Source organism: Candidatus Methylacidiphilum fumarolicum, assembly GCF_949774925.1.
In the GTDB taxonomy this organism is placed as follows: Bacteria; Verrucomicrobiota; Verrucomicrobiia; order Methylacidiphilales; family Methylacidiphilaceae; genus Methylacidiphilum; species Methylacidiphilum fumarolicum.
Genome location: NZ_OX458932.1, coordinates 1761381 through 1778017, shown reverse-complemented (window position 1 = coordinate 1778017; position 16637 = coordinate 1761381). Strand labels below are relative to the sequence as shown.

8 protein-coding genes and 1 tRNA gene are annotated in these 16637 nt (G+C 46.0%); 7 read left to right on the top strand and 2 right to left on the bottom strand.

The genetic code is table 11. The features are described from left to right. Positions 1 to 1964 precede the first annotated feature (1964 nt). The gene (locus tag QOL44_RS08085; RefSeq protein ID WP_009060950.1) at positions 1965 to 7055 is read left to right on the top strand and encodes an AAA domain-containing protein; all 5091 of its coding nucleotides are present in this window, start codon (positions 1965 to 1967) and stop codon (positions 7053 to 7055) included. Between the two features lie 1101 nt (positions 7056 to 8156). Here the strand turns inward: QOL44_RS08085 and QOL44_RS08080 are convergent. Further along, a tRNA-Thr gene (locus tag QOL44_RS08080) sits at positions 8157 to 8228 on the bottom strand. Positions 8229 to 8958: 730 nt separating this feature from the next. Here QOL44_RS08080 and QOL44_RS08075 point away from each other — a divergent pair. The 6 genes from QOL44_RS08075 to QOL44_RS08050 all read left to right on the top strand — a co-directional run bounded on the left by QOL44_RS08075 (position 8959) and on the right by QOL44_RS08050 (position 13533). Continuing rightward, positions 8959 to 9513, top strand: a complete 555-nt coding sequence (locus QOL44_RS08075; protein WP_009060942.1) for a hypothetical protein — start codon at positions 8959 to 8961, stop codon at positions 9511 to 9513. Between the two features lie 104 nt (positions 9514 to 9617). Next, positions 9618 to 10304 carry a lipid-binding SYLF domain-containing protein gene (locus QOL44_RS08070; protein WP_009060939.1) on the top strand — a complete coding sequence of 229 codons (687 nt, stop codon included), beginning with the start codon at positions 9618 to 9620 and terminating at the stop codon, positions 10302 to 10304. Positions 10305 to 10471: 167 nt separating this feature from the next. Then, on the top strand, positions 10472 to 10627 hold the full coding sequence (locus tag QOL44_RS08065) for a hypothetical protein (protein WP_009060934.1): 156 nt from the start codon (positions 10472 to 10474) through the stop codon (positions 10625 to 10627). Between the two features lie 89 nt (positions 10628 to 10716). Next, positions 10717 to 11310 carry a 5-formyltetrahydrofolate cyclo-ligase gene (locus QOL44_RS08060; protein ID WP_009060933.1) on the top strand — a complete coding sequence of 198 codons (594 nt, stop codon included), beginning with the start codon at positions 10717 to 10719 and terminating at the stop codon, positions 11308 to 11310. Positions 11311 to 11379: 69 nt separating this feature from the next. After that, positions 11380 to 12093, top strand: a complete 714-nt coding sequence (locus QOL44_RS08055) for an SDR family oxidoreductase (RefSeq protein WP_009060931.1) — start codon at positions 11380 to 11382, stop codon at positions 12091 to 12093. An 18-nt stretch (positions 12094 to 12111) separates the two neighbouring features. Next, positions 12112 to 13533 (top strand): aspartyl protease family protein, encoded by a 1422-nt coding sequence (locus QOL44_RS08050; RefSeq protein ID WP_009060930.1) that lies wholly within the window; start codon positions 12112 to 12114, stop codon positions 13531 to 13533. A gap of 14 nt (positions 13534 to 13547) precedes the next feature. On the opposite strand, the gene putA is transcribed toward QOL44_RS08050, so the two are convergent. Then, positions 13548 to 16619, bottom strand: a complete 3072-nt coding sequence (putA, locus tag QOL44_RS08045; RefSeq protein ID WP_009060929.1) for a bifunctional proline dehydrogenase/L-glutamate gamma-semialdehyde dehydrogenase PutA — start codon at positions 16617 to 16619, stop codon at positions 13548 to 13550. Positions 16620 to 16637: the final 18 nt, after the last annotated feature.

Genomic DNA, 16637 nt, shown 5'->3' with positions numbered 1-16637 from the left:
CAAGGCAGCGGGGACCACGCGGTTCAGATACAACTGGGTGCTGACCAAGTGGTAGAGACTTTATGCGGGGGGGGGAAAGCCAAGCACCTGCCTGCCCAAGCTCTCGCAGCCTTCCTTCCGTTACCAGCTCAACGCCATGAAACGCGAGCAATTCCCCTGTATGCTCGAAGTCACCAAAAACGCATCACAGATGGCAATTGGGCAGTTGGGAGTCGCCTGCAAGAACTTCTGGGCAGGACGCGCAAAGTACCCGAAGTACCGCAAGACAGGCGGGCCTGACTGTTTTCCCCTGACCAACACCTAGTTTTCTCTAGACGGGTGCCACATCCGTATACCTAAACTGAGTGGGGTAGGGAGGTGGGGGTCGTTACGTTTCACAGGCAAGAGCCTTTCTGCTACCATCTTTCAGGTGGTGAACTGGTGGTTTGTCAGCGTCCCCGCCGATACCGACGCTATCGATCTGCGTCCTGCTGAAAACCAAGGCGCGATTGGGGTGGATTTGGGAATGTCGGCTATGGCATCGCTATCTAGGGGGAAAAAGATCATCGATCTCAAACCACACAGCACATTACTCAAGCAATTGCGATGACTGTCTTGCAGTCTCTTGACCAAGCACTAATCCGCCAAGAGAAAGCTCGGGTGGGCGGGCAATGCTCTGGTTCCCAAAGGAACACGGTTGTCGGTGTCGGAGAATGAGAAAAAAGGCAAGAGCCAAGCTGTCCAGGCTCCACGCTCGCATCGCCAATATTTGGCAGGACGCCTGGCACAAACTCACCTCAAACCTTATACGATTTCTTCATCATATTGACTTCGAGGATGAGAATGGGCGTGGAAGGCTGAAATGCCAGCCAAAGGCCTTGGCCACGGAAAACAAGGGTGCTTTAGAGTTCGATGAGAACTGGAATACCAGGCGCAACGGTGCGATGGGTTACTTATGGACCTGCCCGGTTTGTGGAAGCCTCCAAGACCGGGAGGCAAATGAGGCCATGCATCTCCTGGCGTCTGGCTTTACGGTTCAAAGCGGGTCTACGGTGAATTCTGCGAGATGTGAAGCCTAGGGAAAGGAAGCTCTAGCCATCGTAGTAAGATGGTGGTGAAACCGGTTTCGATAAAGCAGGAAATTAGCTTTGTTTCTGCTAATGAGCAGAAATGAATACGTTTGATGGAACGGTTCTGATCTAATGGGGAAAAGAACTTAAAACAGCTACCGAAGTAATTATTATAGAATTATATCAGGAAGAAGAGCTGGCTGAGGGATTCGAACCCTCAGCCCACGGTTTGCAAAATGGTTGCATAGTGATCTCCTAGATGGATTTTACGCTTGCAATGTCGTTAAAAAAATCGTTTTCTTTATTTTCATGAGAAAAGATAGCCGTTACTTTTGGTATCTAATGTCGTCGCTGTGGAGCATCCACTGTAGATTGGAATCGGAACAAAAGAATATGAACCGGGACAAAATCTGTTCTCAAGAATATGCTTGCCATTCTGGCTTCTTCCATCTGCTGTCGTGAGGAATCAGTTTGGCTTAACAATTTTTGGGGACACAGTTTGGCCACATTGGTCACTCCTCGGTATACTTTCACAATCTTGGATCATTCACGGTGACTTGGATTGGAAATAACCGGGTTTTCCTTTAAAAGCTAGGAAAATTCATGGTGAGACGGGCTAGTAATGATTCGGTGCATCTTAGCCATTTAAACGGTATGATGTTTAGTAGTATTTGGCCCGTTAGGTTTTTGACCAGCAGCTTGGCTGAATGTATTATCTTAGGTAGAATCTCTACGCCATCCTTTAGTCTCTGGAGGGCCTACTCTACTTGGAATTTAGACAAGGTCCTTGTAAGTGTAAACGGTTAATAACAGGGAAAGGCTTCTTCCTATTTTAATGGGTTTCCGTTAGATTAAACGAGCTGTGGGCCGAGGAATTTATGTTTTAAAGTCACTAATCCAAGCGTGCCTAAGGCGATGAGTAAGGGAGCAGCTCTTCTGGCTTTTCTAAAAGACAGCGCCGCGATAAGACGCAGGCGTATCTCCTCCTATGGCTCGGAGGAGCGTGTCCTTTGGTTTGCCGAGATACCCAGGGAAGCCGACGAATGTAGGTCTCCTTTCTTGAAGAACTGCGGAGAGGACTCAGGTGAGGTTTGGCTTGAAGTCCGGAAAAAGCGGATGCCTCTACGGCCTTCCGTACCGTCGGCCGTAGCCGATTGGGTGCAGAGCGGCACACTGGACGATCCGAACAATGAGCCCGAACTGCTTTGTGAAATCACGGTGCTCGTTGAACGAAAAATGCCAGATCTCGATGAGACGAAGGGCATCCAGTCAGGGATCGTGCAGAAGGTGCCCGAACTGCGCCGGCTGACAGATTTCCCACAGATTCAGGATGCCTGGCTTGAGTATCTCGTTGACAAGTGGGAGCCGTGGGCGCAAGAAATGCGGAACTGGGGGGGTGTGCAGTCTGTCTACAAGGACCTCTACTTCATGCACCGCCGCCTCGAAGAGGCCGAAGAGCGTTACGAACTCGTGCTTGCAATTGGCTATTTGCAGTGGCGTGATCCCACGGGCGTGATCATCAAACGCCATGTTTTAACTGCACCAGCAGAACTCACCTTCGACGCGGCAAGAGGACAACTCAGTGTCGTGCCTGCAGCTACGTTTGATACCTTTAAGGTCGAGCTTGATATGATCGAGCCTCAGCATAGGCCGCGGCTCAACAAAGACATGCTCGACAATTACCTCGAAACACTTGACATCCAGGCTTGGGACAACGATCATGTCGCTCCTCTCTTGCGCAAAATTGCAAACAGACTCAGTGTAGATGCACAGGTGGACATGTCATTCGATCACGCTGGCAACATCGACGAGCGTCCACGGTTGTCGTTTTCACCAGCGGTAGTGCTTCGCGAGCGACGTTCAACAGCTTATGACGAGCTTATCTGTAAATTCCAAGAGGGTGCTACAGTCGGTGTGCTACAAGGCACACCGCCGTGGGAACATCTGCTCAGGGAAGGCGAGTCCCCGAGGGTAGCTGCTGATAGCCATGAAGAAAGCAGTGCAGCGGGCCCCGTGGAGGAGAGCCGTCCTCTTTTTCCTCTTCCGTATAACGAAGAGCAGAAACAGATCGTACAGCGTCTTCAAACCGGTTCGTGCGTCCTTGTTAAGGGCCCACCGGGAACAGGAAAGAGCCATACCATTGCGAACCTCATCTGCCATCTGCTCGCCAGGGGCGATCGGGTCTTAGTGACTGCCCACGCAGCGAAGGCGCTGGCAGTACTGCGTGGCCTTCTGCCAAGTGACATTCAGGACCTCTGTGTAACGGCGCTTGGATCCTCGCGCGAGGATCAGCGCCTTCTCGAAGATAGTGTCCATGGGATTCTGAGGCGTATGAATGAATGGCCCGGGTCGGAAGCAGCACATCGCGCAATACAAGAAGCAGAGGCGGATCTTCGGGCGCTTGAAGGAGAGCTAGCGAGGGTCGAGCGGGACCTCCAGGAATTCCGAGAGGCAGAGACGTACTCGCACGAGCTGTCCGGCGGGTATTCGGGAACAGCTGCACAGATAGCGCGGAAATTAAGCGAGCAAGAACAGGAGTTCGGCTGGGTATCGGAAGTGTCTGCTGATGCCCCGTTTCCCCTTGACCCTTCGGAGACAGACTTCCTTGCCGAGGTCCATGTTGGCTTGACTGCAGGTACTCGGGCTGAGCTGTTCCTCGAAATCGGAGATGCCGAGCTCCTCAGTCCGAACGAGTTTGAGGACTTGATCGAGCGTATGAAAGAAGCAGAGATGTCAGCACGAAGAGCGAGTGGTCTTGTAGATGCAGCAAAACCTGAGCTGCTAGAGGCGACCGGCACGGAGCAACTCCTCAAGCTCCATTCAGCCATTCAAGTGCTGACCAATCACGCCCTTCGGGCCGAGCGTGTGTTGGGTGTCATTTCGGTGAATGTTCTGCAGGATTTGCTGGCTTCTGCTGAAGCTCGCTGGACGCGCCGTGTTGCCGACTCGGAGGGTCTGCTGACACGCGCCAAGCGCCTCATTGAAGCGATTTCATCCGCTCGTATCGAGCTACCGGATAAGATCGCTGGGGATAAACTGAGAGCAGACATCGAGCGACTTCTGGCTCATCTGGAGGCTGGTGGCTGGATGGGGTTCTTTATTCTTGCGCCACGAGTTGTACGAGAGACTCGCTACATTGCAAGGTATTGTCGGGTCGATGGGAAGAAGGTCGTAGACATCGAGCAGCTTCGATGCGTGCGCGACTATTTGGATCTACGAAGTATATCTTGTGAGCTGCAACGGCTCTGGGAGGCTTCTCTGCTAGATGTTTCTAGTCTCCGGCAAGCTATATCGCGAGCCGAAGAGCTGACAGAGGGGGTGAACGAACTACTGGCATTTTTCAACTCCGATCACGCCGTCTTACTAGTGACGGCTTTCGGTCCGAACCGTACAGAGCTTGCTTCCGCCAATGGCCGTAGTGAATGGTTGAAGATCATCAATGCGCTACTTGATTTGCGACGATTTCATGACGTACAGCAGGAGTTGGACTGGCTCATTGACACCGTGCGTCGCTTACGCCTGGGATCAAAAGCCCATTCCTGCCTGAGTTCTCTCGAGAATGCCGCACGATCACGCGATGTTGCCGCGTGGCGGACCGCCTGGCAGGAGCGAGAAAGACTGAAGCAAGAGAAACTGCGCCTGGAGCGCTATGAGAGCTTGCTTGATACGCTCGGCTCATCCTGTCCAGCACTTGCAGATCTGCTCCGAAGCACGGAAGGCAATACAGGTTGGAGCGAGCGGATCCTTCGGCTTAAAGAAGCTTGGCATTGGGCCGCCGCCCGCTCGTGGCTGCGGCAGCTCAGTAACAGCTCGGCTTATGAAACACGGGTGCAAGACTACCACCGCTTCAAAAGGAAGATCGAGAAGGCAACTGAGAAACTGGCTTCTCTCCGCGCCTGGAAAGCATTCTTTGACCGGCTGGACGAGAGAACGATCCAAAGCCTGAACGCTTGGACAAAGACCGTGGAAAGAATTGGCAAGGGCACCGGAAAGCACGCACATAAAAACCGGCGCACGGCGCGGAGATACCTCAAGGACTGCGTTCCGCGTATTCCGGCGTGGATCATGCCGCTTCATAAGCTTTGGGCCTCTGTTGATGCGGTGCCTGGTCTCTTCGAGACGGTGGTCGTGGACGAAGCATCGCAAGCCGGCATCGATGCTCTGGTTCTATTACTGTTGGCGAAGCGCATTGTGGTTGTGGGCGACGACAAGCAGAACAGCCCCGAAGCAGTTGGGATAGAGGAGCGCGAAATCGAGTGTCTCGTGCGTGAGCACTTGAGCCAGTTTCATTATCGAGACGAATTTCGCCTTGATTCTAGCCTTTTCGATCATGCGGAGCGAACGTTTGGGAGCCACATCAGCCTTCGCGAGCACTTTCGCTGTGTACCTGAGATCATCCGCTTCAGTAACGACCTCTGCTACCGCGACGCACCGTTGATCCCGCTGCGTCAGGCCCCTCCCGAGAGGCTTAAGCCCCTTCGTTCGCGTTTTGTCGCTGAAGGTTCTTGTGTAGGAGAAGGACAGAGAATCGTGAATCGCGCCGAGGCCGAGGCTCTTGTCGAAACAGTTGTGGGGCTAGTGAATGATAAGAACTATGAAGGTAAGACCATTGGAGTCATCGCTCTGCAAGGCCATGCTCAGTCTCAACTCATTGATAGCCTGCTTGCCCAAAGGCTTGAACCCAGGGTGATCGAAGAACGCCGCCTGCGTTGCGGTGAGCCTGCGATGTTCCAGGGCGACGAGAGAGACGTTATATTCCTTTCGTTAGTGATCTCTCCGAACGTGCATTCCCGAGCTCTAACACGTCTTTCGGAGCAGCGGCGTTTCAACGTGGCCATGAGTCGAGCACGAGATCAAGTTTGGCTCTTCTACAGCATCAAACCGCATGACCTTGCACCCGACGACCTGCGCCGTCAACTAATCAGCTTCTTCGAGAGTCCACAAGTAGTCGATCTCTTTTTCGAAGATCTCAACCAGCTAGAGCGTGCAGCGAGGGGGCCACGGCGGCTGCATACCCAACCCGACCCATACGAGAGCTGGTTTGAGGTGGATGTCGCGCTTGAGCTACTGCGGTGTCGCTATAGAATACGCCCCCAGGTTAAGGTGGCTAATTACCGAATCGACCTCGTGGTAGAAGGGATAGAGGCGCGTCTGGCTATTGAGTGCGATGGTGAGGAGTGGCACGGTCTGGAACAATACGACCGCGACATGAAACGACAGCGGCAGCTCGAACGGGCCGGCTGGAGGTTCGTGCGAGTGCGCGAGTCTGATTTCTATGCGGACCGGCAACGGGCTCTGGCCACAGTGTTAGAGGCATGTGAAGAGCTTGGGATCAGACCTTTGAAATTCGTCGAAGGAACTCAACGCGGACAAATGGGGGACCCTGCACCGGATCGTAATAGCACAAGGGCTACCCTAGAGGTAACGACTGTCGAAAGCGAGGTTACAGAGGAAAGCGCTCCTGAAGCCGAGGAGTCTTCGGTGGTCGTTGGTCCGTTCACTGGGTACTCAAAGGCTTCAGGTTTCCCTGACCCTCGAGAGGCGTCCATAGCTAATATCCAGGAGATACTTCGGCAGATTATCGAGCGAGACGGTCCGCTCACACGCTCGTCAGTGTACCGGCTCTACGTCGAAGGTTGCCCGTATCTCCAGCGAGTCGGGCAGACTGTGCGGCAAGAGTTGAACAGGGCTTTGGGAGCAATGCTTCGTGCTGGCGAGATTGTCCAGGAAGATGAGCTCGGTGATGGCTCACCAGAAGGTCAGGTGGTCCGCATCAAGGGGACGCCTGCAGTGAATATGAGGCCTGCGGGAAGGCGCGATCTGATCGATATCCCGCCATCAGAGCTGATTGCGGTGCTACGGCAGAAAGACATGCTAACATTTATGTCGGATGCAAACTACGAAGTTCCCTTCAGGGCTATCCTGGAGCATTACCACTTCACCCGGCTCACAAAGTCTCGTAAGGCGTACCTTACGAGGGTCGTGAAGCGAGCAGCCAGCGGTTAACACGTTGTAAATTCGTGCTGCGGAGCCTTTGCGTCACTCGCTGTTGCAAGCAATCAGTCAAATGGAATGTCTCTCAATTGCCAAGCAAAGTCGTCTTTGCGACCATGGCCAAGTTTTTGGCTGACGCAGAGAGCAACCAATATCCAAAGGCGTCGTATCGGCGCAGTATCGTGATTCTTGGAGAGAAGAGATACCTGCAGCCGGCGGTACGACTTCTTCCGTGTTTGGTAAAAGTTTTGTAATGTCTTAATTATCCATGGCATTCTTCGTAGTTTATTCCAATGTGAGCCTTTTGAAGGTTTTTTTCCATTTTCAAAGCTTTCAAGAAACCAATTTTGAGAATGGAAAGCATCTGACGTGCCCGTTCATTTTCCTGTATGAATTTACGGTGTTTGTTGTGCTCGATATTTGCCTCGGGCATATTTGGACTGTGCATAGGTAAGTCAGGGCCTTTTCCGGTAGAAAAGGAGAGCTTAGCTGCCTTGAGTTTCCCCATGAGCCAGCCGAGCAAGATGACTGAGGCGATGACAAAAACATAGGGATGGAATTGCTAGGGAAATCATTGCGATAGATCGCAGGAATTTTTAGGACACGCTCCAAGCTTTTAGAAAGGCTTGCTCGGTGTTCAATGGAGCTCTTGTAGGCAAAGAACAATTGCTACTGGAGAGACTTTTTGCAAGATCAGATACTTGCCTTCCTAAAGCCTCCTTAACGGTTCCTTTCACAGAACTGCAATCGATACAAATGGAGACTCGTATTAGAAGTAACATTGCTTGTGGTGAGCAATGACGCAATGAGTCCAAAAGCACATTCCAGCTTCTCAGGTTGACAAAGTACTTCTTTTTCCACTGAATTGGATAATCTTCCTGCTAGCTTTTCCGCGAATCTCTGGAATTCAGCTGTCTCCGGCCGAAATTTTCACCAAACATGGATTACCTTTGCATGGTAACCCCAACCTATTTAAGTGTCGTTATTTGATCGTTTACTTCCTTGCGCTTATCCGCCCACCTGTGCTAGCAATGTTCAATGCCATCAATAGGAAAAATCCTGCGGATCAAGCTAGAATGCCTAAGATTGGCTTCCCACCAGAGGAAAATTTCGAGCCGGCTGAGGGATTCGAACCCTCGACCCACGGTTTACAAAACCGTTGCTCTACCTCTGAGCTAAGCCGGCAATGTGTCCTAGCATATCCTCTAAGGATGGGCTTCTTTACAGATTCTCCAAACTGTGGGCTCATCCCAGAGGGAACATGATCCATTTCAGGTGCTGGGTTTGAGGTAGGACTAAACCAGACAACTTTCCTGTTCTGCTTCCTATTGAGTAAGAGATATTTTGGTGCATTTTGGAATCAAGCATCACTACTCTAATGCCAATGCTATCCATGTAGTCAGCCAGACAATAATCTCCACTGGTCCTACAAACTAAATTTTGTACATTCACCGTTTCCAGAGCAAGTGGTAGTTACCACATTTTAGACACAAACTAAACAAGGCTGGCTCTTCCCGGTCAAGCACATAAACCAATACTCTGCTTCAAAGTAGTCCATACTTCTGCTGAGTCAGATCCATCCATATACTATTCCTGTTATTCTAGCTTTATCAGGGATACATTCAAGCCAAAAAACAAGATGGAGCCAGCCTTTGCAATTTCATCCAATCCTCTCAATGGAAGAGCTATTCTCGCCTACCTCCCCTTATAAGCCATCATTGCAAAAGAAAAATCCCATGCCTTTCTTTTTTTCTATCCTTCCATCCAATAAAGAGAGATGATAAAAAAAGTAAAAGGAAATATACAAACATAAAAATTGTGGTTAGGAAAAATTCTTAAAATCTTCAATGTATAATGAGGTAAAATGCTTGCAATTTTTGCTTGATTAACAAACATATTATTAAAAAAATTTTTTATGAAAAGAATTTTATTCCCGATAAAAGTATTTTTATTTTTCAGTCTTCTTCCCATAGCTTGTTATGCAGCCGAAATCACTTCGATTAAAGGAGGGGATCAGAATAGTGTGGTTACCACCTATGGTATACCGGTCCAAGCAGGTAGTTCTATTCAAGTAGGCCAAGTTATAAAAACTGACTACTTTTCAGTATGCACGATAGGGTGGAAAGATAAAGGTGAAGAAGCGACAGTAGATAGCCTTACGGTCGTTACTTTAAAAAATGAAAATCCTATTGTCTTTGAGCTAGATAGAGGCAAGATCGAGTTCAGTTCAAAGGATTTTAAAGTGATTACAAAAGGAGGGACATTTACTTCTCAGACATCAGGAAGATTTTATGCTTCTTATGCTTCTGGCGAACAACAGTATGTAGCAGAACAAGGAGAGGCAACCCTCTTGTTAAATGCAAAAAATGAAACTTATCAACTTCATTCAGGGGAGATGGTCTATGTAAGAGCGGATGGCACAGCAGAAAAAAGACCAATCTCTCAAGAAAAGGACCAAGAAAAAAAGTAACGCTCTTTGTTTCTCTTTTCCTTCTTTACAACAATAGTGAGGCTTGGAAATTATAAAAAAAGATTGCTTAAGCTAACTATTTTGATTATCAAAGAATTAACTTTATGAAGTCTACACTTTCTCTTTTTTTTAATAGATTCCTGGTTTTGTTTATGCTTTCTTTTTTTGGCCTGATGAGGCCACTCCATGCCTCTTGGAATTTAAAAGAAATAGTCCACGATGCCTCGGCAGTCATTCATCAGTTTAAACAGGAAAAGAAGATTCCAAAATCAGTATGGGATAAAGCAAAAGGGGTAGCTTATCTTGAAGTAACCAAAGGGGGTTTTGTCATCAGTGGAGAATATGGTAAAGGTCTTGTTGTTGTGCGACATCCCATTGGAGGTTGGTCGGGGCCCTCGGCAATTTCAGTAAGTGGTATTGGGGTGGGATTACAAGTGGGAGGAACCAAAACTGACTATGTGATTATTCTTAATTCAGACAAAGCTGTCAGACAATTTTCTCGTGGCGGCAAAGTCCACTTAACAGGCGAAATGAGTGGGGTTGCTGGCCCTGAAAGTGAAAGACAGGCTTTGATAAAACCTAAAAGTAATATCTATACGTACCGATCCACGGAAGGTCTCTTTGGTGGCATTGCTCTGCAAGGGATAGAAATTCGTGAAGAACCAGAAGTCAATGAACGCTACTACCATAGAGCTGTTAGTCCCTCTGAAATCTTTTCTGGACAGGTACAACCGCCTAAAAGCGCCCAGAGTCTTATCGATACATTGAATGAACCTTACCCTAAAGAGTAAATATCATTTTCCCTGATGGTTTCTCTATAGAAATAGGGAAAATATTATGGAATATATGCCTATTTCCTTCTTTAAGTAAAAATTGTAATAATTCTTTTGTTACTAATTTTGAAGGCTAACGTATTGCCTCTAAAAAAAGAGTGAAAAAAGTAGTAAGGTTTATTTTCATGAAAAAGAGAGAAAAAAAAGAAAAGAAGATTCTACCTAAGGATCCTGCGGTGGAAGAAGTAGGTAAATTAATAAAGAATTCGGATGTTTCTCGTGACGAAAAATTTAATAAGCTTGTGCAGCACAATCTTTTTTTGCAACGACGTCATGAGTAAAACTTTAAAAAAAATGGCATAGAATAAAGAAAGGCTTTATATCTTCTTTTTTGTTTTACATTTTCTATTTTTTCAGATTCTTATACTAAATGGCCATTACTACATCTTATTCTTTAAAACAGGTTCAAAGGAGGCTTTTAAAATCTAAAGTGATGGGTTGCTTGAGAGAGGAGGATCGAAAAAAAGCTTCCATTGAGATTACACATCGGTTGTGCAGCCATCCGGTCTGGCAAGATGCTCGGGTTGTATCCCTTTATTCTTCCCTCCCTTCTGAACCAGATACTTCTGATATTTTCCGATTAGCCAAAGCCAGCAAAAAGAAAGTTTTGTTTCCAAAAGTGGTAGGGAAGCAACTTTTGTTTTTCGAAGTAGAGAAAAAGGAAGATTTAGAAAAAAATTTCATGGGAATCATGGAACCAAAGGCTTCCTGCATCGAAGTTTTAAGCCAAGACATGGATCTGATTCTTGTTCCAGGAATAGGCTTTGATCGACAAGGGCAAAGGCTTGGAAGAGGCCTTGGATTGTATGATCGCTGTCTTTCCACACTTCCATCGAAAGTGTGTCGAATCGGTCTTTATTTCTCTTTCCAGGAAATCCATAAAATCTATACCGAGCCTCATGATCAGCGGCTGGATCTTATAATTACTGAAAAGGAATTGATTCGAGTCGTTTTACGATCCTAAAGAATTTTTGTCTTTTCAAAGAGTTTTTAGGGTTGTGCTGCATGAGTAGGTTCGAACATTAGGTAGTCTATGGAAGCTAATTTTTTAAATGGTAAGATCGCCATAGTTACAGGTGCAAACAGTGGGATAGGCAAAGAAATTGCCTATGCTCTGTCTGCTTCCGGAGCTAGTGTGGTAATTGCTTCTCGAAGAATGGAGTTAAATCAACAAGTCGCTTTAGAAATCGAAACCAAAACATTTGCTAAAACTCTACCTTTGGAAATTGACGTTTCTAAAGAAGAAAGTTGTATCCGGCTTATTACGGAGACAGTCAATTGTTTTGGTCGCATAGATATCCTTGTGAACAATGCCGGCATTGGGATTTATGCTCCATTAGATGAGTTGTCCACCTTGAGTTTTGATCGGATGCTCAAAACCAATCTTTATGGAACATTTTGGTGTTCAAGGGAAGCTTTCAAGCAGATGAAAAAGCAGCAGACAGGGGGGTATATTATCAATATCTCTTCTCTGGCAGGAGTGGAGGCGTGGGCGAATACAGCAGGATATAGCGCTTCTAAATTTGGCGTAATGGGGCTGACTAAAGCCATGGCTGATGAAGGAAAAAGATACAATATAAAAGTGACGGCCATTTGCCCCGGGATGGTGGCCACTCCGATGACTGGAGTCGAAGGGGTATTCTACATACAACCCGAAGATATCGCTCAAACAGTTCTTTATCTATTAAGTTTATCGGAGGCTTGTTGGCTGACCGAAATTGTAATTCCACGGAAAGGGGCGGAATGAAAAACCTGTAGCAAGGGGATGAATTTCTTCTGTTTTTGGACTTTTTATGAAGGGCAAAGAACCTTTAAAAAAGCCTTTTTTCTTTTTTGGCCCTTTGTTTTAGTTCTTTTTTCTTTAAACCTCCTTGCCTCACATAGCGAGCAACAAGCAGCAGAGCAACAGTTAAATGTACTCTATCGGAGTGGCCGTTTTGAAGAAGCAACTAGAATGGCAAGGAGTCTTTTGCAAGAGCATCCATCCTGTTTTTCTTGCTGGATGATTATAGGAGAATCTGCTCTTTGCAGGGGGAATCTTGAGCTGGCAAGAAAAGCATTTGAGAGGGTATTAAAAATTCGGCCTGAAGAAAGACGACCAAAGGCTCTTTTAAAAGAAATATACATACGGGAAGACCGTTATTCCCTTGCAGCTCCTCTCGCATATGAATTGGGTGAATTAGGACTAGGAGATCTTTTAAAAAGTTTTAATAAAGATCAAAAGCCTTTTGCGGTAGACTCGACCAAAGAACAAGTAACCGTTCGGTTCAAAGACTTTGTTCCCTATCCAATTATTGAAACTGAATTATCTGGAGGAATTAAAGCCCGATTTATGATCGATACAGGATCGACATATGTCATTTTGAGTCCGCGCCTTGCTAATAAGGCTCAAATGAAATTGTTCAGAAAAGAAAAAGAAACAAGTACTATGGGAAGCTATTGGATTCAGTTTGGGAAAATCCATTCTATGAACATTGGAGGAGCAACTATTAGGAACATCCCGGCAGTAATCCACTCTTTGTTAGCTATTCCTAGGACAGGATTGGAAATTGATGGAATCCTTGGAGAAAATTTTTTGTCTCATTTTCTTCCAACCTTCGATCTTCGCGACAGATGGAAAAGTGTTCCCAAATTCTTTATCTTAAGATTTTCTAAGGATGATCCTCTATCTAGCTTGAAAAGTTTGAGCTTAAGTAGCGGAAGAATAAGAGTCATTCCCTTTCTCATAGGACCAGCACAGACACTTATAGTACAAGGGAAAATCAACAATAGTGTACCACTTTTATTCCTATTAGATACAGGCACTCCTGGATATTTTTTATGTTCTCCACTAGTGGCTAAGCTCTCAAAGGTTTGGCTACAGCAAAATTTTTTTTCAGATCAAAGCGGACCTTACATTCATCATGGGAGTGGTCAATCGATTGACATGCACTGGGGATTGGGAACGAGTCAAAGCCCATTGGAATTTGGACTTGCTAATCAGCTTGAAATCATGGGTGAAAGGATCCAAGGGATCTTGCAAGGCAGTGTTGGATCCTTGCCAATGGATGTGAGTGGGAATTTAGGATTTTGGCCAGGGGGGATGATCGGATTTGGTTTTTTTTATGATAAAGTCTCGACGATCGACTATAAGAATCAAAAAATCTATTTTTTTATACCCGAAAAAAGGGCTTCCCAACACAAATAAAATCCTGTAGCAAATTAAGAGCTATCTAAAAAATAGAGGGAGGGATCTCCTAAAGCAGCCGTATTGATAGTAGTGAGTCTTTCGTGAACAAAGCGCAAAAGATAATTTGGTCCTCCGGCTTTTGGCCCTGTTCCTGAAAGGCCTTCCCCTCCGAAAGGTTGGGATTCAACTGTTGCCCCTATCATCGAGCGATTGACATAAAAATTACCCACAGGAGCTTCAGAAGAAAGCTTTTCTATTTTACAATCCAGCCTTGTTTGAAGTCCCATTGTCAGGCCATACCCTTTTTGGTAAAGCTTTTGAAGGAGCCTCTGAAGTTCTTCTTTAGAAAATGATATGACGGGAAGGATAGGACCAAATATCTCCCGATCGATAAGATCTAGCGAAGGAATTTCAAATAGCTGAGGAGCAAAGTAATAACCATAAGCTGAGGCGGTTTTCCCAATAGGTGCTTGAGTCAATAAATGCCCATGACTTCGAAAAAAATGAGAAAATTGATGTAGTGTCTCCAACTGAGAAGGACTGATAATTGGTCCAACATCAGTTTCTGAATAACGCGGATCTCCAACAATCATGTCTTCCAAAGCATCTGACAGTAAAGAGAGCACCTGTTTAGAAATCTCTTTTTGGACAAGCAACACTCTTAATGATGAACACCTTTGGCCAGCATGATTGAATGCTGAATGGATAATGTCTTTGACTGCTCTTTCTATGGCAGCCGTGGCATCTACCACCATACCATTGATCCCGCCTGTTTCGGCGATCAAAGGGACAATTGGTCCTTCTTTTTGACTTAGGCATCGAGCGATTATTTTTGCTGTCTCAAAAGAACCCGTAAAGGCGACGCCTTGCACGGAGGGGTGTAGGATTAACTTTTGTCCAATCTGTCCATTCCCAGCAACGACAGAAAGAGCTTCTTTAGGAATGCCTGCCTTGTAGGCAAGCTCTGTGGCTAATAAGGCGATAAGAGGGGTTTCTTCAGCTGGTTTAGCCACAACTACATTGCCAGTTAATAAAGCAGCTACAAGCTGGCCTAAAAAAATAGAAAGAGGGAAATTCCAAGGACTGATACATACCCATAGGCCTCTGCCGTGATAGTGCAATTTGTTTTCTTCGCCCATTGGGCCAGGAAGTAAGATTGGCTTAGAAAAAAGCCTAATTGCTTCTTTTGAGTAGTAATAACAAAAATCTATTGCTTCTCTTATTTCAGCAAGGGCGTTTGGAATCGTTTTTCCTGCCTCCGCACACAAAAGATAGAGAAAATCATGCCTGTATTTCCAAATTTCCTTGGCAAGCCTTCTAATCATTTCTACCCTTTGTTCGAGAGGTAGTCGGTCCCATTCTAAGGCAAAAGAGGCAGTATGAGAGAGGACTTTTTCAATTTCAGCATCTGAAGGTAGTGGGACTTCCCCAACGACTTCTTTGCTATTAGCGGGGGATAAGACCCGCAATCGGCTAGTGATAGCGTTACTAGAAAAGACCTGGAGAGGTAATAAAAAAGGGGATTCTCTCCTTCCAAATTCCTCCCAAACCTCCGGATCGGATAGATCACAACCAGGAGCATTTTCTCTATCTCTATAAAGGAAAGGCGGTAAGGGAATTTTCGTATTTTCTAAATGCCCTCTCTTTTGTAGCTTCTGCAGTGGATCCCAGTACAATTTGTCAAAATCAAAAGGCGCAACGAATGCATCCAACCCTGCTCCATTTTCGATGAGTCTTCTTGCCAAATAGCCAAACAGTTCTTTGCCAGTTCCAATGGGAATATACACTCTTGTGGGAAATCCTTGCCTCTTTAGCCAGTTTTCTACAGCTTCTCCTAAACCATAGAGTCTTTGAAATTCAATCCTGTTTTCTTTTCGAGAAATATAAAACTCAAGGACCGCTGCAATGGTTGCAGGATTGTGCGTAGCAATGCGAGTGGATAATAGCTCTCTTTGTTCGTACAGCTTGCTTACACAAGCCATATAGGAAAGTTCGGTTAGTTCTTTTAAGGTATAAACGGGATAGTGACCAAGACCTAGTGATTGGGAACGAATAATCTCATGATCCCAGTACGCTCCTTTGACGAGCCGAATGGATAGTTTTCTTTTTTTCTCTTTGCACAGTTCTCCCAAATAGTCGATGAGAGATTCACTATTTTTTAAATAAGACTGAACAACAAATCCTAATTTATTATAGTCTTCAAGATCCCTATCTGATAAAAGGTTTTCAAGGAGATCCAGTGAAAATTCCAATCGAAAATATTGTTCGGCATCGATACAGAGACTGATGCCTTTTTCAAAGGCACTCAAACAGAGAGACTTTAGTTTAGAATATATTCTCTCAAAAGAAATGCGGCCATAAGGAAGCTCATATTTCGAGTCTAATGCGGACAATTTCACGGAGATTTCTGGATCTGACTGTGGGAAGGAAGCTTTGATCATCCCTAGTAACTCAACTACTTTATGACAATCTTCCCAATGCCTTGTGCCATCTCTACTGCCTAATGCGTCTTCTCCGAGAAGATCCAAAGATATAGGTATTCCTTGAGCTACTAAACCAAAGAGTTTTTCTCGGCTGTTTTCAATATCTGGAGCCAGAACAAATATGTTAACCAATAGCTTTGTTAGAATACGCAGAAAAGTTTTGAGGATGGCATCAGTAGGGAATGAGGGTAGGATAAGAGAGGGCCAGTTGGTAAGCAAAAATTTTAACTTGCTCAACAGGAAAGAAGTCCATTGGTTTCTGTCTGTATTTTGCCAATTTCCTCTTCGTATTGCCTCTTTAAAAAGGAGAAGAGCTGTTTCGTCGTTAGGCATTCTGGGCAAGGCCTCTGCAAGCCTCAGAAGCAGGAGACCTTCGGTTCTATTCAACGGATAGGCTTTTGTCAAGGCTTCGGCTAGAGATCTTTTCTGATGCAGACCTATATACTGGAGCATCGAGTTGAGCCTATTATTTATTTCTGGAACAGAAAGATCGAGCTTTTGAAAAGAGTAGATCAATTCTGTTGCTCTCTTGGGTTCAGGCAAGGCAGCCAACTGTCTCATTTTTTTTCGTCTAGTTTTTGAGACATAAGGAGAGGTATAAAACTGAAAATAGGAGTTCATGAGGAAAGGGGATTAAAA

Coding starts and splice junctions, on each gene's coding strand:
- QOL44_RS08050 (WP_009060930.1), top strand. CDS start 12,112: ATGAATTTCTTCTGTTTTTGGACTTTTTATGAAGGGCAAAGAACCTTT.
- QOL44_RS08055 (WP_009060931.1), top strand. CDS start 11,380: ATGGAAGCTAATTTTTTAAATGGTAAGATCGCCATAGTTACAGGTGCA.
- QOL44_RS08085 (WP_009060950.1), top strand. CDS start 1,965: ATGAGTAAGGGAGCAGCTCTTCTGGCTTTTCTAAAAGACAGCGCCGCG.
- QOL44_RS08075 (WP_009060942.1), top strand. CDS start 8,959: ATGAAAAGAATTTTATTCCCGATAAAAGTATTTTTATTTTTCAGTCTT.
- QOL44_RS08065 (WP_009060934.1), top strand. CDS start 10,472: ATGAAAAAGAGAGAAAAAAAAGAAAAGAAGATTCTACCTAAGGATCCT.
- QOL44_RS08070 (WP_009060939.1), top strand. CDS start 9,618: ATGAAGTCTACACTTTCTCTTTTTTTTAATAGATTCCTGGTTTTGTTT.
- putA (WP_009060929.1), bottom strand. CDS start 16,619: ATGAACTCCTATTTTCAGTTTTATACCTCTCCTTATGTCTCAAAAACT.
- QOL44_RS08060 (WP_009060933.1), top strand. CDS start 10,717: ATGGCCATTACTACATCTTATTCTTTAAAACAGGTTCAAAGGAGGCTT.